The following is a 21,236-nucleotide window of genomic DNA, read 5'->3' on the forward strand; positions in this document are numbered from 1 at the left end:
ATTACCAATTAATCGTTTTACTGTGGAGCAGATGGTGACTTTCCGCATTCATCCTCTCCCGGTTAAAGCAAATAACTAAATATAAAAAATGAATCTCTAGAGGATGTGACATGAAAAAGTTCGCCAAGTCTCTGATCTCTGCAGCCGTTGTCACTGCTGCTGTCGCAGGCGCAACCGCTCCGGCCCAGGCTGCCGACAAACTGCTTCTGAAAACCCCTATTGCTTTCGGTTCTCACCTGCCTGCACTGGGCACCCCGATTGTCTGGGTTTCCGAGCAGCTTAAAACCGTGAGTGACGGCAATGTAAAAATGAAAATCTATGAGCCGGGCAAACTGGTCAGCCCGAAAGAGATTCTGGACGCTGTCTCATCCGGTAAAGTTAACTCGGGTTACTCAACCGCCGGTTACTGGCAGGGCAAAATGCCTGCAGCCGCACTGTTCTCCGCGGTACCTTTCGGTCCTGAAGCCGGTGAGTACATGGCCTGGATCTATTATGGCAATGGTCTGAACCTGTATCAGGAGATGTACGACACTGCGGGTTACAACGTTAAAGTTCTGCCTTGTGCCATCATCTCTCCGGAAACCTCCGGCTGGTTCTCTAAACCAATCGAGAAACCAGAAGACCTTAAAGGTCTGAACATGCGCTTCTTCGGCCTGGGTGCTTCCGTAATGGAAAAACTGGGTGTAGGTACCGTTCAGCTTCCGGGCGGTGAGATCTTCGGCGCACTGGAAAAAGGCGCCATTGATGCTTCCGAATTCTCCCAACCAGCGATCGATCAGCGCCTGGGCTTCCACAAAATTGTTAAGTACAACTACTTCCCGGGCTGGCATCAGCAGGCCACTATCTTTGAGCTTCTGATCAACAAAGATACCTGGAACAAGATGAGCAAAGGTCAGCAGGCGCTGGTAGACACCACCTGTAAAGCATCTATGACCAACGCCATCGCCGAAGGTGAAGCGATGCAGTTCCCGGTTATGGAAAAAGCCCAGGAAAACGGTGTAGAGATCCGTTACTGGAACAAGACCATGCTCGACACATTTGAAAGCACCTGGAATGAGGTGGTTGAAGAGAAATCCGCAGCGGATCCGTTCTTCAAGAAAGTCTGGGATGACATGAGCACATTCCGTAAGGGTTACGATCTGTGGGAAGCCAATGCCTTCCTGCCACGTACCACCAAGTAATCCTGCCTGGATACTCCGGCGGCAGCCCAGCCTGCCGGAGTCTGACAGAGGGCGGCCAAGGCCGCCCTTTTTAGTTTTCCGGGTATTTCATAATTATAAATATTGCTGAATGGACAGAGCATGCTCCGCGAATTCAGCCAATTAGTAGCGAAGGTAAGTTTCGGTGACTGAAAACGAAAAACTGACCCCTGTACCGCTCGCTGACGCAATCGACAAATTTGTTCAGCGCATCGGTATCACAATCGCCTGGGCCTATGTTGTTCTGGTACTGGTAATCATGTTGCAGGTCATCCTGCGTAAGGGTTTCGCCAGTGGCCTGATTGCTCTGGAAGAGCTGCAATGGCACCTTTACTCAATCGGCGTCATGTTTGGTCTCTCTTATGCGCAGACCACCAACTCCCATATCCGGGTAGATCTGTTTTACTCGCGACTGCGCGCAAAAACCAAGCGCCTGATCGAGGTTATCAGCATTCCTACTATGGTGCTGCCATTCATCGTCATTATCTTTTTGCAGGGTATCGATTTTACGGCCGAGTCTTATCGTGTAAACGAGGCTTCTGAAGCAGCATCCGGCCTGCCCTACCGCTGGCTGATAAAAGGGGTGATTCCGGTCAGCTTTGCACTGCTGGCACTGGCGGTAATTTCCCGCTTTATCCGCGATCTTACGCTACTGATTAAAGGTGATGACTGATGGATGCGAATGAGATTCTCGTTATCGCGATGTTTCTTTCTTTCATCGCACTTCTGTTTACTGGTATTCCTGTCGCCTGGGTATTAGGCGGCATCGGTATTATTTTTGCTTTTCTGGGTCAGTTTACTGATACCTACATGGACACCATGACCGGCCTTGATTACACCACTCTCGGTCTGGTGGTAAACCGTCTCTGGACAATAATGGAGAACTGGATTCTGGTGGCACTTCCCATGTTTATCTTTATGGGAATCATGCTGGATAAGTCTGGCGTTGCGGAACGTCTGATGAAGTCAATGCAGGAGCTGTTTGGTCGGGTACATGGTGGTCTGGCCATTACCGTCACAGCCATCGGCATTATTCTGGCCGCCTCCACCGGAATCATCGGAGCCTCGGTTGTGCTGCTGGCCGTCATGTCTCTGCCGGCGATGACCAAGCAGGGCTATAACATGTCTCTGGCGCTAGGCACGATCGCCTCAGCGGGTACCCTCGGCATTCTGATCCCCCCCAGCATCATGCTGGTTATTATGGCTGACCAGCTGGGGCTCTCTGTGGGCGATCTGTTTATGGGCGCCGTATTCCCGGGCCTGATGCTCGGTGGGTTCTACATTGTCTATATCGTTATCCGGGGGATGATCAATCCAGATGACATGCCGGTACCGGCTGATGCCAAACCCGTCAATGCGCGCGTTGTACTGAATGTCCTGAAAGATGTACTCCCGACCGTACTGTTGATTTTTGTGGTACTGGGTTCAATTTTTGCCGGTATTGCTACGCCAACAGAAGCAGCAGGTGTTGGCGCCTTTGGTGCAACAATGCTGGCACTTTACAACAGAAAATTCAGTTTCAAAGTCCTGCATGAAGTGGTCGGCGGCACCATGAACACAACCGCCTATATTTTTGCCATTTTCATTGGCGCAACCTGCTTCGCGCTGGTACTGCGTGAGCTGGGCGGCGACGAGATGATTGAGTCATTCCTTACCGGGCTGCCTTTTGGCCCTTATGGCATCATCTTCTTTATTCTTGGTGTTATCTTCCTGCTGGGCTTCTTCCTGGACTGGATTGAGATCACGCTGATCATACTGCCTTTGCTGGCGCCGGTGATCTCCGCGCTGGGTCTGGATATTTCCGCACCGGGCATCGACAACCCGGAACTGGTCTGGTTTGTGATGCTGGTCGCCATGGCGCTGCAAACATCGTTCCTCACACCGCCGGTAGGGTTTGCCCTGTTCTACCTCAAAGGCGTATGTCCACCGAATGTGAAGATTACCGATATCTACCGTGGCGTAATCCCGTTTATCCTGCTGCAGCTTGCCGCTCTGCTGGTTCTGGTGTTCTGGCCACAACTGGTGCTGTGGTTACCAACCGTCGCTTACAGCTAAGTACTGCCAGCCCCGGCCTTCCGGTCGGGGCTCACTGTTTTAACCGGCAGAAATATTCTGCCGACTTTGTTTGAGAGTGTCTTTTCTATGTCGAGTCACAACTTTGTGGATGAACTGATTGCCATTCTGGGCAGTAATAATGTACTGACCGGTGAGAATCAGACAGAACACTACCGTACAGGTTTCCGTTCCGGACAGGGGTCTGCGCAGGCAGTTGTCTTCCCTACCACTCTGCTGCAGCAATGGCAGGTTCTGAAAGCCTGCGTTGACGCAGACAAAATTGTGATTATGCAGGCCGCCAATACCGGCCTGACGGAAGGCTCCACTCCCAGCGGAGATGATTACGATCGCGATATTATCGTCATCAATACCACCCGGATGAATAAGATCTACCTGCTGGATGAGGGTAAGCAGATTATCAGCTTCCCCGGCGCCACACTATTCACCCTGGAAAAACTGCTCAAACCGATCAATCGCGCCCCCCATTCTGTGATTGGCTCCTCCTGCATTGGCGCATCGATTGTGGGCGGTATTGCCAACAATTCAGGGGGTGCGCTGGTTCAGCGAGGCCCCGCCTACACTGAGATGGCCCTGTTTGCTCAATTAAATGAAAAAGGCGAGCTGGAACTGATTAACCATCTTGGCATCGAACTGGGCGATAGCCCGGAAGAGATTCTGACCAATCTGGAAAATCATAATTTCAGTGAATCCGCGGTTGAAAAAACACCACTCAAAGCCTCAGCAAATGATTACCCGGAGATTGTCCGTGATGTAGATGCAGACTCACCTGCGCGCTACAACGCAGACACCAGCCGTCTCTATGAAGCCAGCGGATGCGCCGGAAAGCTGGGGATTTTTGCAGTCCGCCTGGATACCTTTCCGGTCGCACAGGAGGAAAAGGTCTACTACATCGGCACCAATAATCCGGATCAGCTCACAGTCATCCGTCGCCACATTCTGCAGCACTTTAAGCATCTGCCTGAAGTTGCGGAGTATATGCACAAGGATATCTACGATATCGCCGAGAAATATGGCAAAGATACCTTCCTGATGATCAACTACATGGGCACCGATCCACTGCCTAAACTGTTCGCCATCAAAGGTAAGATCAGCGCCTACCTGAACAAGTTCAGCTTCCTGCCCCGCGAACTGCCAGACCGGATCATGCAGATTGCCAGCTACTGCTGGCCAAACATTCTTCCGAAACGGATGAAAGAGTATCGCAAAAAATACGATCATTACCTGATTCTGAAAATGAGCGACGGAGGCATTGCGGAAGCGGACAACTATCTGAAGCAGTTGTTTGCGGACTCAACGCAGGGCGGTTATTTCGAGTGCACCCCTGATGAAGCGAAGAAAGCTTACCTGCATCGTTTCGCCGCTGCAGGCGCGGCTATTCGCTACCAGATTGTGCACCAGAAAGAGGTGGAAGATATTCTTGCCCTGGATATTGCCCTGCGTCGTAACGATCCTGACTGGGTTGAACATCTACCCGAAGAGATCAGCCAGCATATTGTTCACTCACTCTATTACGGTCACTTTATGTGCCACGTATTCCATCAGGACTATATTCTGAAAAAAGGGGCCGATGGCAAGAAAGTGAAGCAGATGATGCTGGACCTGCTCAGCAAGAAGGGCGCAAAATATCCGGCGGAGCACAATGTCGGACATCTGTACGAAGCAGAACAGGGGTTGCAGTCTTTTTATTTTGATCTGGACCCGACCAACAGCTTCAATCCGGGCATAGGAAAGACAGCAAAAAGCCGCTGCGGTTGCGGCACACACTGATCGGCGGAAGAAAATTTAACATCTTATTGAGCTATATCCAGTCGCAGCTCAATATAGAAAATGACCGCCCGGTGCGGTGGTAGAATGGCCCGATTACAACTTTTGTCTAAAGCTCATATCAGTTTGAGGTAAGGATCATGGCACTACCCGAAATTAACACCATTCTCTATGCAACCTCCCTCGGCAAGCACACCCGTCCGGTTTTTCGCCAGGCGGTTAAACAGGCGATGCTCAATGACGCTAAAATCGTCATGCTACACGTGGTCGAGCCTTTGGGTGAGATGGGCCACGCGCTGATTCAGAATTACGTCTCGGAAGACCTGATTAAACAGATGCATGATGAGGGAATTGCAGAGATCCATAAAACCATGCAGGCTCGGATTGAGAAATTCTGTGACGATGAGCTACAGAGCCTGAGCACCCCGGTGGTACTGAACGTCGAGCATAAGGTTGCTGAGGGCAATCAGACCGACTCGATTCTGGAAGCCGCCAAATCAGTTGGCGCTGACCTGATTGTTATGGGTGCTGAAAACCGCCTCGGGCATCACAGCCATACCAGTCAACAGGTGATGCGTCATGCGAAGATCCCTGTTCTGATCGTTCCTACCGGTAAAGAGTACAGCTAATATTTCAGCTAGCCGCAGACCTTGCGCTTGCAGTCTAAGGAGAGAGTTCAGTGGAAGCCCAGGGTCTGTTACTGGAAAGAATGCTATTGACCATTTTCCCACTGGTGGCGATTGTCACCGTGGGGTTCTTCTATGCCCGCCGTCACAGCCCGGATATGAATGCGGCAAACCAGATCAATATCGATGTATTTGTGCCGGCATTGATATTTTCAGTACTCTCCGCCGAATCTTTTGACCTGCTGAAATACCAGTCGCTGGCCATCGGTGCTGCGGTGATTGTGATAGGTTCCGGTCTTCTGTTATTTCCGCTCTGCAAGCTGCTGAAGGTGGATCCGAAAACCTTTATCCCGCCGATGATGTTCAGCAACAGTGGTAATCTGGGCATACCACTGATTGTACTGGCCTTTGGCGAACACGCACTGCAGGCCGCTGTGGTCCTGTTCCTTGTCGAAAACCTGCTTCACTTTACAGTCGGCATCTATATCCTCGACCATAAAACCCGGCTGCTGAATCTGCTGCGAATGCCCATGATTCTGGCAACTATCCTTGGCCTGATCTGGAGCGGATTTGATCTGACCATGCCTAAAGCCCTGCATACCTCGATTGATATGCTGGGCCAGATCTCTATTCCTCTGATGCTGTTTTCGCTGGGTGTACGTATGACCAGCGTCAGCTTCGAACACTGGCGTATCGGCGCCCTTGCAGCACTGCTCTGCCCGGCCAGCGGCATCATTATCGCCCTGATCGCCCAGCAGTTCCTGCAGCTCAACACCACGCAGTTTGCTTACCTGCTGGTATTTTCCGCACTGCCCCCCGCCGTTCTCAACTATATGGTCGCGGAGCGCTATAATCAGGAACCACAACAGGTGGCTTCTATTGTTCTGCTTGGCAATATCGGCAGCCTGATTGTCATTCCTGCCACACTGGCCGTGGTGTGGTAGGCACAACCTGATACGGGTCTTGCTGCAACATGAATTATACGATCGGCGTTGATCTCGGTGGCACTAAAATTGAAGTGATCGCCCTTACCAGACAAAGCGACATTCTTTATCGCTACCGTCAGGCAACCCCTCAGGGTGACTATCTGGCGACGCTGCAGTGCATAACTCATCTCATCAACCAGACCGAATCTCAGATTGGCCAACCTGCGGCACGCATTGGTGTCGGCATTCCGGGTGCAGTGTCACCCGCCACCGGACTGATTAAAAATGCTAATTCGACCTGTCTGATCGGCGAGCATCTGCAGCGGGATCTGGAGCAGCGACTCGATCGCCCGATAAAGCTGGCAAATGATGCCGATTGTTTTACCCTCTCAGAAGCGACCGATGGCCGCGGAGCCGGCCATGCTTGTGTCTTCGGTGTGATTCTCGGTACGGGTGTTGGCGGCGGAATCGTGATTAACGGCACGCCCTTGTGTGGCCCTAATGCAATCACAGGCGAGTGGGGCCACAACCCCTTACCCTGGCCCAAAACAGAGGATCATATCGGAAGGGCGTGCTACTGCGGCCAGCAGGACTGCATTGAAACCTTTCTCTCGGGCCCCGGTTTCAGCCAGTCTTTCCGCAGAATCTACGGCACTACCGCCAGCGCCGAAGAAATATGGCGATTAGCTGAAACAGGCCATGAAGATGCGCGTGACCATTGTGATCGGTATCTGGAACAACTGGCCAAATCTCTCGCTTCTGTGATTAATCTGCTCGACCCGAATATTATTGTACTTGGTGGTGGCCTCTCCAATCAGGCGCGACTTTATCAGGAGCTACCCGGGCGACTGCAGCAATATGTTTTTTCGGATCAGGTCTGCACTCCAATACGTCAGGCGATGCATGGCGACTCCAGCGGCGTACGTGGAGCCGCCTGGCTCTAGCCTATTCGGTTGAGTTTTTCGCTGCGGGCGTCAGGGTTAAACGGTCAAGATTTTTCTTTAAGGTCGCCTGACCAATTCCCTCTACCTCTGTGAGCTGATCCACCGAGGTGAAAGGACCGTTCGTTTCACGATAATCGATAATCGCTTTCGCCTTTGCAGGGCCCACGCCGTCCAGCCCAGCAGATAACTGCTGCGCAGTCGCCGTATTGAGATCAATCGGCTCTGCCAGAGCAGGCAGAGAAAACAAGCAGATGAGGGCTAACAGAAATGCCCGAAGATTAAGCACTTTCATAGTAAGTTCCTTTTACTTGAGATTAAAAAGCCCGAGCACATCCTTTGCTCAGGCTTCCTTTATAACTCTGCAGGCGGGTTATAGCAACGGTGCAAGGTCCGCATCAATTCGCGCCAGTGCATCTACCGGAGAGGCTGATTGGGTAACAGGCCGACCAATCACCAGATAGTCACTGCCAGCCGTAATGGCATCCACGGGCGTCATAATCCGTTTCTGATCACCAACGGCCGCATCGGCCGGACGAATCCCGGGTGTGACCAGTTTGAAATCGCTACCAATCACTTCACGCAGTGGTTTAACCTCCTGCGCAGAGCACACCACCCCATGCAGACCGCTTTGTTCGGTCAACAGGGCCAGACGCTTAACCTGATCAAGCGGATCCAGATCCAGACCAATATCACGCAGATCGCCCTGCTCCATACTGGTGAGCACGGTCACAGCGATCAGTAAGGTCTCAGCACCGTTGACCTGCTCAAGCTCATTTCGCGCTGCTTCCATCATTCGCCGGCCACCGGAAGCATGTACGTTCACCATCCAGACACCCATTTCAGCCGCCGCCCGGACCGCCTTGGCTGTTGTATTCGGGATATCATGGAATTTCAGATCAAGAAACACATCAAAACCGGACTGATGCAGGGCTTCTACGATAGCCGGCCCACAGCGGGTAAATAATTCTTTGCCAACCTTCACACGACAGCGGGCCGGATCCAGTTGCGCAGCCATAGCCAGAGCCGAAGTTTGATCCGGGTAATCCAGGGCAACGATGACACGTTTCTTATCTACAGACATAACACTCTCTAACAATAAATCGGTGGGTCACTGACAGGCTCAGGCGTTTCTATTCGCCTTCCAGCCCCTGAATAGGCTTGGTACTGCCCCAGGTTTTACAGGAAGGGCACTGCCACATCAGCGTTCGCCCGGAAAAACCGCAGCTATTACAGCGGTAGATCGGCTTGGAAAGCTCAAGCTGCCCGGTCAGACCGCGCAACACCTTAAGACTGTCTCTGGCACTATCAGAGCCATATTCTATATGAAGATCGATCAGACTATTAAACCCTTTTACTGAAGGGCGTCGCTTCAGCTCCTCAGTGATAAAGCTTCCGGCGGCGTAAATACCCCGCTCCTGCTTAATCTGCTCCGCCAGAGCAATGATCACACTGGTCGAAGGGGCCTGAGCCAGGCAACTGCGCAAAAATTCCGTATAGTCTTTATCCGCTTTGACATGCTGGTAACACTCCCGCAGATAGGGGATCGTCTCGGAGACAAACAATTTGTCCTGACGCGCAACCGCCTTTAAATATTTAACCGCCTGCTTCCACTGCTCCGCCTGCATTGCGATCTTCGCCTGCAACAGACTGATCCGCACATTATCCTGATCAAACTGTTCAGCGGCCTTGAGATACTCTGCGGCCTGCTTAACCTTCTTCTTCTGCAGTGACTGCTCAGCCAGTTCGCAACAATAGTGGGCCAGTTCAGTAGAGACATTACGCCGTTCATCCGCCGGTAGCTGCTGAGCGGTATCAATCGCCTCCTGCCACTCACCTTCTTTCTCGTACAGCTTAATCAGCAGCGCCAGTGCCTTGGCCTGGGTACTTTTGGGTGGCAGCGATCTGATAATTTCCTGTAGCAGATTTTCAGCCCGGTCCAGCAGGCCGACTGCATAATAGTCACGTGCCAGCGCCATCTGAACCCGCATAAAATCCTCACGCCCAAGGTCAGGACGCGCCAGCAGGTTCTGATGAATTTGAATAGCCCGATCTACATCGCCCTTGCGGCGAAACAGCTTAGCCAGCGCGAGATGCGCAGGAATCGTGTCAGAATTAATCTCCAGCGCACGGATAAAGCTCTCAATCGCCTCATCCATTTTCTCGTTAAGGAGATAATCAAGACCCGTGAAGTACTCGTGACTGAGGGAGCCGGGGGGGCGTGAAGCAGGCCTGCCCCGTTCCCGTCGACCTAAAAACCAGCCAATGCCAATGGCCAGTGCCAGCGGAAAGACCAGCAGGTAGTTGTCGAAATTAAGTGGCATCTTTGAGACTGGACACTCTCAATTGATCTAGCTCTTTCTGAGTGCTGACTATCTTACGACGAGCCGATCCAAGCCGGGTTCTGAGCATCAGTACGGTCATGACACTCAGTAATACCCCCATAAATCCGCCCAGCACGAACGTTGCGATCAACCAAACCGACAGACTGGCTTCCGGAAGCTGGAAAAACACCAGATCGATTGCCACCTTCTCTGTGTTGTGAATTGTGAACAGAATTCCCACCAACAGAACGACCAGACAGAGCAGGCCGACAACCAATGTTTTCAAAAAACGCACGTGATAAACCTCAAGAATTATTGATTGAATCATTCACCTGTTCGCGCAGCTCTTTCCCTGGCTTGAAGTGCGGAACGTATTTGGCTTCTAAAGCAACCGATTCACCGGTTTTAGGGTTACGACCGGTGCGCGGCGCGCGGTAATGCAGCGAAAAACTACCAAACCCTCTGATCTCAATACGGTGCCCCTGAGAGAGTGATTCCGTCATATGATCGAGCATCGTCTTAACGGACAGTTCAATATCCTTAACAGAAAGCTGATCGTGACGGTCCACCAGAATTTCAATCAGTTCAGATTTTGTCATACCTACTCCTTAGATCCTTTGACCTTGCCCTGGAGAGACTACTTGGAGTCGCCTTTTTTCATCTGCGCCTTGATCAGGTCACCGATGGTAGTCGGGCCGGAAATTTCAGTTTCAGACTGCTGGCTGATCTTATCCATCGCTTTGCGTTCCTGCTCAATTTCAAGCAGCTTGATCGACAGCGAGATCACCCGGTTACGACGATCAATATTACTGATGACCGCTTCAACCTGATCGCCGGGTTTAAATTGCTCATTCAGATTGTCTACCCGGTCACGGGAGACATCAGCCAGCTTGAGGCTACCTTCAACGCCCTCAGCCAGCTCTACAGTGACCTGCTTATCTGAAACTTCAGTCACCACACCTTTAACGGCAGCACCTTTATGATTGTCCGCAGTAAAGCTGGTGAACGGATCAGAATCGAGCTGTTTGATACCCAACGCAATTCGTTCACGTTCCGCATCAATAGAAAGCACTACTGCTTCAACCTGATCGCCTTTCTTGTATTCCTTAACCGCGTTTTCGCCGCTGTCATCCCAGGACAGATCGGAGAGGTGGACCAGACCATCGATGCCGCCATCCAGACCGATAAACACACCAAAGTCAGTGATTGAGCGGATCTGGCCGCTAAGCCGGTCACCTTTGTTGTATTTGCCGGAGAATTCCTGCCATGGGTTAGGCTTGCACTGTTTCATACCAAGCGAGATGCGCCGCCGCTCCATGTCGATATCCAGCAGCATAACGTCAACCTGATCGCCCACCTGTACAATTTTCGACGGGTGGACATTTTTGTTTGTCCAATCCATTTCAGAAACATGGATCAGACCTTCGATACCATTTTCAATTTCAGCGAAACAGCCGTAATCCGTCAGGTTGGTCACTTTGGCACTGGCTTTAGAGCCGACAGCGTAATTCGAAATCAACTGAGTCCAGGGATCATCAGTGAGTTGTTTCAGGCCTAGTGATACGCGGTTACGCTCCTGATCAAAGCGCAGCACCTGAACTTTAATCTCTTCACCGACTTTCAGTGCTTCACTCGGGTGTTTGACCCGTTTCCAGGCAATATCCGTAATATGCAGCAGGCCATCCACACCACCCAGATCGATAAAGGCGCCATAGTCGGTAATATTCTTGACGATACCATTGACTACCAGCCCCTCTTTCAGGTTCGCCAGCAGTTTTTCACGCTCTTCGCTGTAAGCGGCTTCCAGCACAGCCCGGCGCGAAACCACAATATTGTTGCGCTTGGCATCGAGCTTAACCAGTTTGAATTCGAGTTCCTGAGACTCAAGATGAGAAGTGTCGCGCAGAGGCCGGACATCGACCAGTGAACCCGGCAGGAATGCATTGATAGAGTTGACGTTGACGGTAAAGCCACCCCGTACCTTCCCGGTGATATGGCCTGTAACCACCTCATCGCCGGCGAACGCTTTTTCCAGCTCGCCCCAGGCTTCGGCCCGTTTCGCTTTATCGCGGGATAACTGGGTCGCACCAAAGCCGTCTTCGACCGCTTCAAGTGCTACCCTGACCTCTGAGCCAACTTCAACTGTGAGTTCGCCGTTATCATCGACAAACTGGCTCCTTGGGATCACGCCCTCTGATTTGAGCCCCGCATTGACGATGATAAAATCATCTTCAATTGCTATCACCGTACCCGTAACTATCGCTCCGGGCGCCATTTCCAGCTCTTGAAGACTTGCTTCAAACAGCTCAGCAAAGCTCTCGCTCATATCAGTATCCCGCTTTCAGTCTAAACGACGTCAATCAGCGAAGCCCTTTATGCCTCGCTTCATCCAGTACAGCGGCAAGGACCTCATCGATCGACATCTCTGTCGTATCCAGAATTACTGCATCCGCCGCGGGCTTGAGAGGAGCCACAGTACGGTTCATATCACGCTCATCCCGTGCTTGAATGTCCTCTAATATAGCTTGAAGACTAGCACCCAGTCCCTTGTTTATCAACTGGTTATAGCGCCGCTGCGCACGCTCCTCAGCACTGGCATCCAGATAGATTTTCAGCTCAGCCTCCGGGAACACCACCGTACCCATATCGCGCCCGTCGGCGATCAGGCCCGGCAACTCAGCAAAGGCACGCTGTCGCTCCAGTAATGCATCACGAACCGCCGGGATAGCGGCAACAATCGAAGCATCTCCTCCCACCGCTTCGGTGCGAATCGCATCCGTTACCTCTTCCCCTTCCAGAATGATCTGGACGGAGAGATCTTCTTTAGCCACAAACTGCACATCCAGATGCGCGGCCAGAACCACCAGGGCTTCCTCGTCGTCCAGATCCACCCCATGATGACGTGCTGCCAGACCCACCAGGCGATACAATGCGCCGCTGTCTAACAGCTCCCAACCTAATTCTCGTGCCAGTAGATGGCAGATAGTTCCCTTACCCGATCCACTTGGACCATCAACGGTAATGACGGGCGCCTGTCGTTGAGACATCAGCCCTCCTCCTTTTCAACCTTGATTCCCGCCTGCTGCGCCAGTTCCACAAATGCCGGGAACGAAGTTGCCACATTGGCGCACTCATTAATTGTGATCGTATCCGTCGCACGCAGTGCCGCAACACAGAAAGACATGGCGATACGGTGATCATCATGGCTTTCGACAACACCACCGCCCAGTGTACCACCCTGAATGATGGCGCCATCCGGGGTACCCTGAATATCGATACCCAGTGTCTGCAGACCATCGACCATGGACTGAATGCGGTCACTTTCCTTAACCCGAAGCTCTTCCGCACCGGTCACCACCGTAGTGCCTTCAGCACAGGCGGCCGCAATAAACAGCGCAGGAAACTCGTCGATCGCCAGCGGTACCTGATCTTCCGGAATATGAATCCCTTTCAGTGGAGTATAGCGGATGCGGATATCAGCCACCGGCTCACCACCCACTTCACGCTCATTCAGCAACTGCAGATCAGCACCCATCAGGCGCAGAATGTTGATCACACCGATACGGGTCGGATTGATACCCACATGCTCCAGAGTCAGATCAGAACCCGGCGCGATCGCTGCCGCCACCATAAAGAAGGTGGCAGAAGAGATATCTGCCGGCACATCGATCCGGGTAGCACTCAGCTTACCGCCGGAACGCACCGCCGCCGTCGCCCCTTCCTGCTGCACAGGGTAACCAAAGCCGCTCAGCATACGCTCGGTGTGATCCCGGGTAGGAGCCGGTTCGGTCACTGAAGTCTGGCCATCTGCATAGAGACCCGCCAGCAACAGACAGGATTTAACCTGCGCACTCGCCATCGGCATATCATAGTGAATACCCTGAAGCGCCTTGCCGCCTTTAATCTTCAGCGGTGGGCGGCCATTTTCAGCGGTCTCAATCTCAGCCCCCATCAGACGCAAAGGGTCTGCCACACGCCCCATCGGACGTTTGGTCAGAGAGGCATCGCCAGTCAGCTCGGTATCAAACGCCTGTGCGGCCAGAAGGCCGGACAGCAAACGCATAGATGTACCGGAATTGCCTACGTAAAGCGGCCCCGGGGGTGCCTGCAAACCGTGCAGACCGACACCGTAAATCGTTACATTGCCATCTACGGGCCCCTCGATCACAACGCCCATATCGCGGAACGCCTGCAGGGTCGCCAGACTGTCTTCACCTTCCAGAAAACCGGTCACCTCGGTAACACCGTCCGCCAGGGAGCCCAGCATAATGGAACGATGAGAGATGGATTTATCACCTGGAACTCGGAACTTACCCTGCACGCTGCCGCCAGGTTGGGCGCGGAAGGTTACTTGTTGATTACTCATATCTTGTGAATATGCCGTACCAGAAAGGATTCTTGAAAAATGTTCTCTTGCTGCCCGTGCCCGGGTAAAAATACCCAGCATGGATTCACTGTCACCGCTTTCAATCGCCTGACGCAAATTCGTCAGCCCCGAACTGAACAGATCCAGTTGCCCCAGCAACGCCTCTTTATTCGCCAGACAGATATCATGCCACATCGTCGGGTCACTGCCCGCAATCCGGGTAAAGTCGCGAAAACCTCCCGCTGCATAACGGAAGATATCGGTATTCTTTCCCTGCTCCTGCGCCAGCGTATCGACCAGCGAAAACGCCAGTATATGTGGCAGGTGACTGGTTGCCGCCAGCACCTCGTCATGCTTCTCCACCTCCATCAGCAATACCTCTGCTCCGGTGGATTGCCACATGCGGGTGAGGACTGTAACAGCCCCAGATGAAGATTCTGCTAAGGGCGTTAAAATCACTTTATGCTGTTGAAAAAGCGCCGCATCGGCTGCGTCTACGCCACTCTTTTCTGAGCCGGCGATAGGATGTCCGGGCACAAAACCTGAAGGCAACCGCTGAAAGACCCGCTGCGCAGCGGCAACAACATTGGCTTTGGTACTGCCGACATCGGTCAGCAGGGCATCCGGTTTAATGAAGGGGGCGATATCAATCAGCACACGCTCCATCGCCTTAACCGGCACCGCCAGCACAATCAGGTCGGCTTCGGCCACTGCATCAACCAGACTCTCAGCAGCCTGATCAATCACACCGTTGCGCAGCCCCTTTGCCGCCTCTTCATAATCCCGGTCATACCCCATGACCAGACCGCATTGACGATTCAGACGCAGCGCCTTAGCCAGCGAGCCACCAATCAGGCCTAAACCAATGATCAGCGTCTTATTTATATGCAAACTCAAGAGCGTCCCACCACGTTGGCCAATGCTTCGAGGCAGCGCTGATTTTCTTCCGGCAAGCCGATACTGATTCGCAGATGTTGCGGCATCGCATAATTGGCCACCGGCCGGACAATAACCCCCTGCTCCAGCATGGTCTGATACAGCGGCATCGCGTCCTGCCCCATATCAACGCTGACGAAGTTACCCACCGAAGGAATAAAGTCCAGCCCCAGCCGTGCCAACTCAGTCTGGTACAACGCCATACCCTGACGGTTGATCTCGACCGCCTGTTGCAGATAGGCCTCATCTGCCAGTGCAACTTCAGCGGCCACCAGCGCCAGACTGTTCACGTTAAACGGCTGACGCACCCGACTCAGGATATTGGCAATCTGCGGATTGGAAACAGCAAAACCCACCCGGAGCCCTGCCAGACCATAGGCTTTGGAGAAAGTCCGGGTAACCATCAGGTTGCTGTAGCGAGATTGCAGCACAAGGCCGTTTGCAAAATCAGGCTCATCCACGTACTCGGTATACGCCTCATCCAGTACCACCAGCACTCGCTCCGGTACCTGATCCATAAATTCAGTCAATTGTGCTTCACTCAGCCAGGTACCGGTTGGATTATTCGGATTGGCAAGAAAGATAATCCGGGTCTTATCGGTAATCGCCGCCAGCATCGCCGCCAGGTCATGCCCCCAGTCGCGGGCCGGAGTAATAACTGCTTTGGCACCGGTTGCCTGAGTCACCAGCGAATACACAACAAAGGCGTACTGTGAGTAGATCACCTCATCACCCGGCTGCAGGTAAGCACGCCCCACCAGTTCCAGTACATCATTGGAACCATTACCCAGCGTCAGTTGTTCCGGCTGCAGCGAAAATTTGGCAGCAAGCGCCTGCTTCAGCCGGTAGCCACCGCTGTCAGGGTAACGGCAAATACCTGCCAGTTGCTGCTCAATGGCCTCAACCACGCGCGGTGAAGGGCCCAGCGGATTTTCATTACTGGCCAGTTTGACAACATCCGTCAGCCCCAGCTCACGCTCCAGCTCTTCCGGCGGTTTACCCGGCAGATAGGGTGAGAGGTTCTGCACACCCGGTGCAGCCAGAGAGATAAAATCACAGCTCATTTTTACCCCCTCAGAGTACAGCGCGAGGATAAGAGCCCAGCACTTTCAGCTCGACGCTCTCTTTGGTCAGATCATGCAGGGCCTGTTTGACCACCTGATCGTCGCTATGCCCTTCAAAATCGATATAGAACATCGAATGTTTTGATGCCGAACGGGTTTCCACCCGGGTCAGGCTCAGACCATAACGGTGGAATGGCTCAAGTAGCTGGTAAAGCGCACCCGGAGCATCCGGTACAGAAACCAGAATCGAGGTTTTATCATCCCCACTGGGCCCCACATCCTGATCACCGATAATCAGGAAGCGGGTGGTATTATCCGCCTGGTCTTCAATATTTTTCACCGCCGGATCCAGATCATACAGCTCCGCAGCCATATCACCGGCAACCGCGGCATAACCGCTGCCTTCCTGCTTCGCCAGCCGCGCGGCTTCAGCATTAGAGCTGACCGCTACTTTTTCAATGTGCGGGAAACGGGCATCCAGCCAGCTCCGGCTCTGTGCCAGAGACTGTTCGTGAGAATAAATTTTTGCGATCTCATCCAGCCCGTCACCTTTATTCAGTAGCAGGTGCAGGTGTACCGGCACCTCTACCTCACCACAGATCTTCAGGTCGAACTGTTTGAACAGGTCGAGTGTATGACTGACCACCCCTTCAGAAGAGTTCTCGATCGGTACAACACCGTAGTGGGCCGAACCGGCCTGAACCTCACGGAACACATCTTTCAGCGATTGCATCGGCAGATTACGGGCAGAGTGACCAAAGTGCTTCATGGCCGCCTGCTGGGTAAAAGTCCCTTCCGGGCCGAGAAACGCCACCCGCATTGGTTCTTCTAACGCCAGACAAACCGACATCACTTCGCGGAACAGACGTGCGACTTCCCGGTCCGGCAACGGGCCCGTATTACGCTCCATGACCCGACGCAACACCTGAGCTTCACGCTCAGGGCGGTAGAAAACAGCGGCCTCGGAGCCCTGATAACGTTGTTTAACTTCAGCCACGTTCTGGGCGCAACTGGCACGTTTGTTCAGTAACTCATGGATTTCACGGTCAATACCGTCGATCTGATCACGTAAAACGCGTAACTCTTTTTCCTGTTCACTCATATCTATCTACTTATTCTGCTTACTACGGGAATCAGGCGTGCTGTTTCTCGAACTGTTGCATAAAGTCAATCAGGGCATCCACCGCGGTTTCCGGTACGGCGTTATAGATACTTGCACGCATACCACCTACGGAACGGTGACCTTTCAAGTTTAGTAGACCTGCCGTTTCAGCCTGCTCCAGAAACAGTTTATCCAGCGCTTCATCTGCCAGCGTAAACGGTACATTCATCCAGGAACGATTAGCTTTGGCCATCGGATTGCCATAGAAATCACTGTTATCAATCGCAGCGTAGAGCTTATCGGCTTTACGGCGGTTAATCTCAGCCATCGCTTCAACCCCGCCCTGGGCTTTCAGCCACTTAAATACCAGCCCCGCAAGATACCAGCCAAAGGTCGGCGGTGTATTGAACATCGAGTCTGCATCGGCATGCAGCTTGTAGTCAAACATGCTCGGCGCTCCGGCCAGCACATCACCCAGCAGATCTTCACGCACGATCACAACCGTCAGGCCGGCCGGACCGATATTTTTCTGCGCACCGGCATAGATCAGGCCAAACTGACTCACATCCAGCGGACGGGAAAGAATGGTTGAAGAGAGATCCGCTACCAGTGGAACACCATCCAGCGTCTGCGGAACATAATCATATTCCAGACCACCAATGGTTTCATTCGGCGTGTAATGCAGGTAAGCCGCTTCAGGATTCAGACTCAGTTCCTGCTGCGAAGGCACCGCGGTAAAACCGCCTTCTTCGCTGCTGCCCGCAACATTCACGTCACAGTAACGTGCCGCCTCTTTAATCGCTTTCTTAGACCAGATACCGGTATTGATGTAATCCGCGCTGGTTTTTCCACGCAGCAGATTGATCGGCACCATGGAAAACTGGGTGGTCGCGCCGCCCTGCAGAAACAGTACTTTGTAGTCAGCACCAATTCCCATCAGGTCACGCAGATCCTGTTCGGCTGTTTCAGCCACAGAGACAAACTCTTTACTGCGGTGGCTCATCTCCATGATGGAGAGGCCCTTACCCTGCCAGTCCAGCAGTTCTTCCTGTGCCTGCGCTAAAACCGCATCGGGCAGACCTGCAGGTCCCGCACTGAAATTGTACTTACGTGTCATCTGCTTGTGTTCACTCTTAACAACAGTGGATAAAAAGTGCGGCACCAGGCCGCACTTGATCAGGAAGTTTACGCGTCGGCCTCTGGCGTTGAGGCCTCGGTTGTCTCAGTTGCGTCATCTTCCAACAGGCTTTCATCTTCATCCGGCTCTTCAATCCGGGCCACGCTGACCAGATGCTCGCCATCACTGACGCGAATCAGGGTCACCCCCTGAGTATTACGCCCCAGTTCGGAGATGCCATCACAACCGGTACGCACCAGCGTACCTTTATTGCTGATCAGCATCACATCATCGCCATCGAAAACCTGTACAGCGCCCGCCAGTTCACCATTTCGCTCGGAGCACTGTTGAGCAATCACGCCCTGACCACCACGACCTTTGACCGGGAAGTCATCGACCGCCGTTTTCTTACCGTAACCATTTTCGGAAGCGGTCAGGATCTTACCCCCCTCTTTCGGGATAATCAGGGAGATCACTTTAATCCCGTCATCCATTTTCACGCCACGCACACCACGGGCGGTACGACCCATTGGTCGCACATCATCCTCGCTGAAGCGCATCGATTTACCCGCGCTGGTCATCAGCATGACATCGTCGTTGCCATCGGTGATAGCGGCACCGATCAGATGGTCGTCATCCAGCAGATCCAGAGCGATCAGGCCACTGCTACGAGGGCGGGAGAAGTTAGTCAGGGCTGTTTTCTTAACGGTACCGGAAGCGGTCGCCATGAAGATGTATTTATCCTCTTCATAATCACCCACCGGCAGGATAGTGCTGACCCGCTCACCTTCATCCAGCGGCAGGATATTCACAATCGCACGCCCACGGGCAGTACGGCTGGCCACCGGAATTTCGAATACCCGCAACCAGTACACCTTACCCCGGTCGGTAAAACAGAGGATGGTGTCATGGGTATTGGCAATGAGCAGATGCTCAATAAAGTCTTCATCTTTGATCGCAGCAGCCGACTTGCCTTTACCTCCACGACGCTGAGACTGGTAGTCGGTCAGCGGCTGAGTTTTGGCATAACCACCGTGGGAGATGGTGACCACCATGTCCTCTTCGGTAATCAGATCCGCAACGGTCAGGTCTTTGCGCGAAGCGGTGATCTCGGTACGGCGTTCATCACCATACTCTTCCAGAACAGCTTCCAGCTCTTCACGAATCACCTCCATCAGGCGCTCGTGGGAACCCAGAATACGCAACAGTTCTGCGATCTTCTCCAGCAGCTCTTTGTACTCGCCAATCAGCTTTTCATGCTCAAGGCCGGTCAGACGGTGCAGACGCAGTTCAAGAATCGCCTGAGCCTGCGCCGGTGACAGATGATACTTGCCATCACGCAGGCCATATTGCTCTTCCAGCTCTTCCGGACGGCAGGCATCTTCGCCGGCACGTTCCAGCATCTGAATCACATCACCAGGCACCCAGGCTTCAGCGATCAGTTTCTCTTTCGCTTCCGCCGGTGTCGGGGACTTTTTAATCAGTTCGATAACCGGGTCAATATTCGCCAGTGCAACCGCCAGACCTTCGAGGATATGACCCCGCTCACGAGCTTTACGCAGTTCGTAAACAGTACGACGGGTTACCACTTCACGACGGTGACGGATAAAGCATTCCAGCGCGGTTTTCAGATCCAGAATCTTCGGCTGGCCGTCAACCAGAGCGACCATATTGATGCCGAACACTGACTCCATCTGGGTCTGAGCAAACAGGTTATTGATCACTACATCCGGCATTTCGCCACGTCGTAGTTCAATAACGATGCGCATGCCGTCTTTATCCGACTCATCACGCAGCTCAGTTATCCCTTCGATCTTCTTATCTTTTACCAGCTCAGCGATCTTCTCGATCAGGCGTGCCTTGTTAAGCTGGTATGGAATTTCAGTGATAATAAGGGAAGGTTTGCCGTTTTTCTCGTCTTCTTCAACGTGATAGCGGGCACGTACATAGATCCGTCCCCGACCGGTACGGTAGGCCTGCAGAATACCTGCACGTCCGTTGATAATACCGCCTGTCGGGAAGTCCGGGCCGGGAATGTACTCCATCAGCTCATCAACGCTGAGATCGCCATTTTCAATCAGTGCAATACAGCCGCGAACCACTTCGCCCAGATTGTGAGGCGGGATATTGGTCGCCATACCAACCGCGATACCGGAAGAGCCATTCACCAGCAGGTTCGGTACCCGGGTTGGCAACACTTCCGGAATTTTTTCTGTACCGTCGTAGTTGTCGACGAAATCAACGGTTTCTTTTTCCAGATCAGCCAACAGTTCATGGGAGATCTTATCCATGCGAATTTCGGTGTATCGCATGGCCGCTGCGGAGTCCCCGTCAATCGAACCGAAGTTACCCTGACCATCGACCAGGGTGTAGCGCATGGAGAAATCCTGCGCCATACGAACAATCGTGTCATACACCGCACTATCGCCGTGCGGATGGTATTTACCGATCACATCACCAACGACACGCGCCGATTTCTTGTATGCTTTATTCCAATCATTGCCCAGTTCATTCATCGCAAACAACACGCGACGATGCACCGGTTTCAGGCCGTCCCGCGCATCAGGCAGTGCACGGCCAACAATCACGCTCATGGCGTAATCAAGATAAGACTGCTTCAGTTCATCTTCGATGTTAACTGGCAGAATTTCTCTGGCTAAATCACCCATTCCCTATCCTTGAATCGCTCTCACAACGGAAGGTTTCCGCGGATATTTTTAACCGCCGGAGTATATCACATTTATTACATTAGAACCCTGAAAAAATAAGTGCTTATCCTGCCCGGAACGGGCTGA

General features: G+C 52.8%; 19 protein-coding genes. 7 read left to right on the top strand and 12 right to left on the bottom strand.

All coding sequences use genetic code 11. The annotated features are described in order from the left end of the window. The first annotated feature begins 110 nt into the window (after positions 1-110). The 7 genes from QUD59_RS03975 (at position 111) to QUD59_RS04005 (ending at position 7,535) form a co-directional block, all read left to right on the top strand. Positions 111-1,181 carry a TRAP transporter substrate-binding protein gene (locus QUD59_RS03975; RefSeq protein WP_286239745.1) on the top strand — a complete coding sequence of 357 codons (1,071 nt, stop codon included), beginning with the start codon at positions 111-113 and terminating at the stop codon, positions 1,179-1,181. A 163-nt stretch (positions 1,182-1,344) separates the two neighbouring features. Further along, the gene (locus tag QUD59_RS03980; protein ID WP_286239746.1) at positions 1,345-1,872 is read left to right on the top strand and encodes a TRAP transporter small permease subunit; all 528 of its coding nucleotides are present in this window, start codon (positions 1,345-1,347) and stop codon (positions 1,870-1,872) included. Then, positions 1,872-3,254 (top strand): TRAP transporter large permease, encoded by a 1,383-nt coding sequence (locus QUD59_RS03985; protein WP_286239747.1) that lies wholly within the window; start codon positions 1,872-1,874, stop codon positions 3,252-3,254. Before QUD59_RS03980 ends, QUD59_RS03985 begins: the two co-directional genes overlap by 1 nt. 87 nt (positions 3,255-3,341) lie before the next feature. Then, complete coding sequence (dld, locus tag QUD59_RS03990) at positions 3,342-5,042, top strand: D-lactate dehydrogenase (RefSeq protein WP_286239748.1); 1,701 nt, start codon at positions 3,342-3,344, stop codon at positions 5,040-5,042. A 137-nt stretch (positions 5,043-5,179) separates the two neighbouring features. Next, positions 5,180-5,668: a universal stress protein gene (locus tag QUD59_RS03995; RefSeq protein WP_286239749.1), complete on the top strand. Its 489-nt coding sequence runs from the start codon at positions 5,180-5,182 to the stop codon at positions 5,666-5,668. A gap of 50 nt (positions 5,669-5,718) precedes the next feature. Continuing rightward, positions 5,719-6,609: an AEC family transporter gene (locus QUD59_RS04000; protein WP_286239750.1), complete on the top strand. Its 891-nt coding sequence runs from the start codon at positions 5,719-5,721 to the stop codon at positions 6,607-6,609. A 29-nt stretch (positions 6,610-6,638) separates the two neighbouring features. Next, entirely contained in the window at positions 6,639-7,535 is an 897-nt protein-coding gene (locus tag QUD59_RS04005) for an ROK family protein (RefSeq protein ID WP_286239751.1), read from the top strand. Position 7,536: 1 nt separating this feature from the next. Here the strand turns inward: QUD59_RS04005 and QUD59_RS04010 are convergent, their stop codons facing one another. The 12 genes from QUD59_RS04010 to gyrA form a co-directional block, all read right to left on the bottom strand. After that, complete coding sequence (locus tag QUD59_RS04010; protein ID WP_286239753.1) at positions 7,537-7,827, bottom strand: ComEA family DNA-binding protein; 291 nt, start codon at positions 7,825-7,827, stop codon at positions 7,537-7,539. 78 nt (positions 7,828-7,905) lie between these two features. Beyond that, positions 7,906-8,616, bottom strand: a complete 711-nt coding sequence (gene pyrF / locus QUD59_RS04015) for an orotidine-5'-phosphate decarboxylase (RefSeq protein WP_286239754.1) — start codon at positions 8,614-8,616, stop codon at positions 7,906-7,908. A 49-nt stretch (positions 8,617-8,665) separates the two neighbouring features. Beyond that, on the bottom strand, positions 8,666-9,856 hold the full coding sequence (gene lapB, locus QUD59_RS04020) for a lipopolysaccharide assembly protein LapB (protein ID WP_286239756.1): 1,191 nt from the start codon (positions 9,854-9,856) through the stop codon (positions 8,666-8,668). Continuing rightward, on the bottom strand, positions 9,846-10,151 hold the full coding sequence (locus QUD59_RS04025; RefSeq protein WP_286239757.1) for a LapA family protein: 306 nt from the start codon (positions 10,149-10,151) through the stop codon (positions 9,846-9,848). Before QUD59_RS04025 ends, lapB begins: the two co-directional genes overlap by 11 nt. A gap of 10 nt (positions 10,152-10,161) precedes the next feature. Beyond that, positions 10,162-10,455, bottom strand: coding sequence for an integration host factor subunit beta (locus tag QUD59_RS04030; protein ID WP_286239759.1), 294 nt, complete (start codon positions 10,453-10,455; stop codon positions 10,162-10,164). 38 nt (positions 10,456-10,493) lie between these two features. After that, on the bottom strand, positions 10,494-12,182 hold the full coding sequence (gene rpsA, locus QUD59_RS04035) for a 30S ribosomal protein S1 (protein WP_286239760.1): 1,689 nt from the start codon (positions 12,180-12,182) through the stop codon (positions 10,494-10,496). Between the two features lie 34 nt (positions 12,183-12,216). Then, a complete protein-coding gene (cmk, locus tag QUD59_RS04040) occupies positions 12,217-12,903 on the bottom strand; it encodes a (d)CMP kinase (RefSeq protein ID WP_286239762.1) in 687 nt (228 codons plus the stop codon). Then, positions 12,903-15,119 carry a bifunctional prephenate dehydrogenase/3-phosphoshikimate 1-carboxyvinyltransferase gene (locus tag QUD59_RS04045; protein WP_286239763.1) on the bottom strand — a complete coding sequence of 739 codons (2,217 nt, stop codon included), beginning with the start codon at positions 15,117-15,119 and terminating at the stop codon, positions 12,903-12,905. The genes cmk and QUD59_RS04045 overlap by 1 nt, the downstream gene beginning before the upstream one ends. Continuing rightward, on the bottom strand, positions 15,116-16,222 hold the full coding sequence (hisC, locus tag QUD59_RS04050; RefSeq protein ID WP_286239764.1) for a histidinol-phosphate transaminase: 1,107 nt from the start codon (positions 16,220-16,222) through the stop codon (positions 15,116-15,118). The genes QUD59_RS04045 and hisC overlap by 4 nt, the downstream gene beginning before the upstream one ends. A 10-nt stretch (positions 16,223-16,232) precedes the next feature. Continuing rightward, on the bottom strand, positions 16,233-17,324 hold the full coding sequence (gene pheA / locus QUD59_RS04055; RefSeq protein ID WP_286239765.1) for a prephenate dehydratase: 1,092 nt from the start codon (positions 17,322-17,324) through the stop codon (positions 16,233-16,235). Positions 17,325-17,355: 31 nt separating this feature from the next. Then, a complete protein-coding gene (gene serC, locus QUD59_RS04060) occupies positions 17,356-18,441 on the bottom strand; it encodes a 3-phosphoserine/phosphohydroxythreonine transaminase (RefSeq protein ID WP_286239766.1) in 1,086 nt (361 codons plus the stop codon). A gap of 68 nt (positions 18,442-18,509) precedes the next feature. Continuing rightward, positions 18,510-21,110, bottom strand: coding sequence for a DNA gyrase subunit A (gyrA, locus tag QUD59_RS04065; protein WP_286239767.1), 2,601 nt, complete (start codon positions 21,108-21,110; stop codon positions 18,510-18,512). Between the last annotated feature and the right edge of the window lie 126 nt (positions 21,111-21,236).

The sequence above is a fragment of the Neptuniibacter halophilus genome, assembly GCF_030295765.1.
In the GTDB taxonomy this organism is placed as follows: Bacteria; Pseudomonadota; Gammaproteobacteria; order Pseudomonadales; family Balneatricaceae; genus Neptuniibacter; species Neptuniibacter halophilus.

What these genes read in the sequence shown, in the direction of transcription:
- cmk (WP_286239762.1), bottom strand. Translation starts at nt 12,903, where the DNA reads ATGTCTCAACGACAGGCGCCCGTCATTACCGTTGATGGTCCAAGTGGA.
- QUD59_RS04010 (WP_286239753.1), bottom strand. Translation starts at nt 7,827, where the DNA reads ATGAAAGTGCTTAATCTTCGGGCATTTCTGTTAGCCCTCATCTGCTTG.
- QUD59_RS03995 (WP_286239749.1), top strand. Translation starts at nt 5,180, where the DNA reads ATGGCACTACCCGAAATTAACACCATTCTCTATGCAACCTCCCTCGGC.
- lapB (WP_286239756.1), bottom strand. Translation starts at nt 9,856, where the DNA reads ATGCCACTTAATTTCGACAACTACCTGCTGGTCTTTCCGCTGGCACTG.
- QUD59_RS04030 (WP_286239759.1), bottom strand. Translation starts at nt 10,455, where the DNA reads ATGACAAAATCTGAACTGATTGAAATTCTGGTGGACCGTCACGATCAG.
- rpsA (WP_286239760.1), bottom strand. Translation starts at nt 12,182, where the DNA reads ATGAGCGAGAGCTTTGCTGAGCTGTTTGAAGCAAGTCTTCAAGAGCTG.
- pyrF (WP_286239754.1), bottom strand. Translation starts at nt 8,616, where the DNA reads ATGTCTGTAGATAAGAAACGTGTCATCGTTGCCCTGGATTACCCGGAT.
- gyrA (WP_286239767.1), bottom strand. Translation starts at nt 21,110, where the DNA reads ATGGGTGATTTAGCCAGAGAAATTCTGCCAGTTAACATCGAAGATGAA.
- QUD59_RS03985 (WP_286239747.1), top strand. Translation starts at nt 1,872, where the DNA reads ATGGATGCGAATGAGATTCTCGTTATCGCGATGTTTCTTTCTTTCATC.
- QUD59_RS03975 (WP_286239745.1), top strand. Translation starts at nt 111, where the DNA reads ATGAAAAAGTTCGCCAAGTCTCTGATCTCTGCAGCCGTTGTCACTGCT.
- hisC (WP_286239764.1), bottom strand. Translation starts at nt 16,222, where the DNA reads ATGAGCTGTGATTTTATCTCTCTGGCTGCACCGGGTGTGCAGAACCTC.
- dld (WP_286239748.1), top strand. Translation starts at nt 3,342, where the DNA reads ATGTCGAGTCACAACTTTGTGGATGAACTGATTGCCATTCTGGGCAGT.
- serC (WP_286239766.1), bottom strand. Translation starts at nt 18,441, where the DNA reads ATGACACGTAAGTACAATTTCAGTGCGGGACCTGCAGGTCTGCCCGAT.
- pheA (WP_286239765.1), bottom strand. Translation starts at nt 17,324, where the DNA reads ATGAGTGAACAGGAAAAAGAGTTACGCGTTTTACGTGATCAGATCGAC.
- QUD59_RS04005 (WP_286239751.1), top strand. Translation starts at nt 6,639, where the DNA reads ATGAATTATACGATCGGCGTTGATCTCGGTGGCACTAAAATTGAAGTG.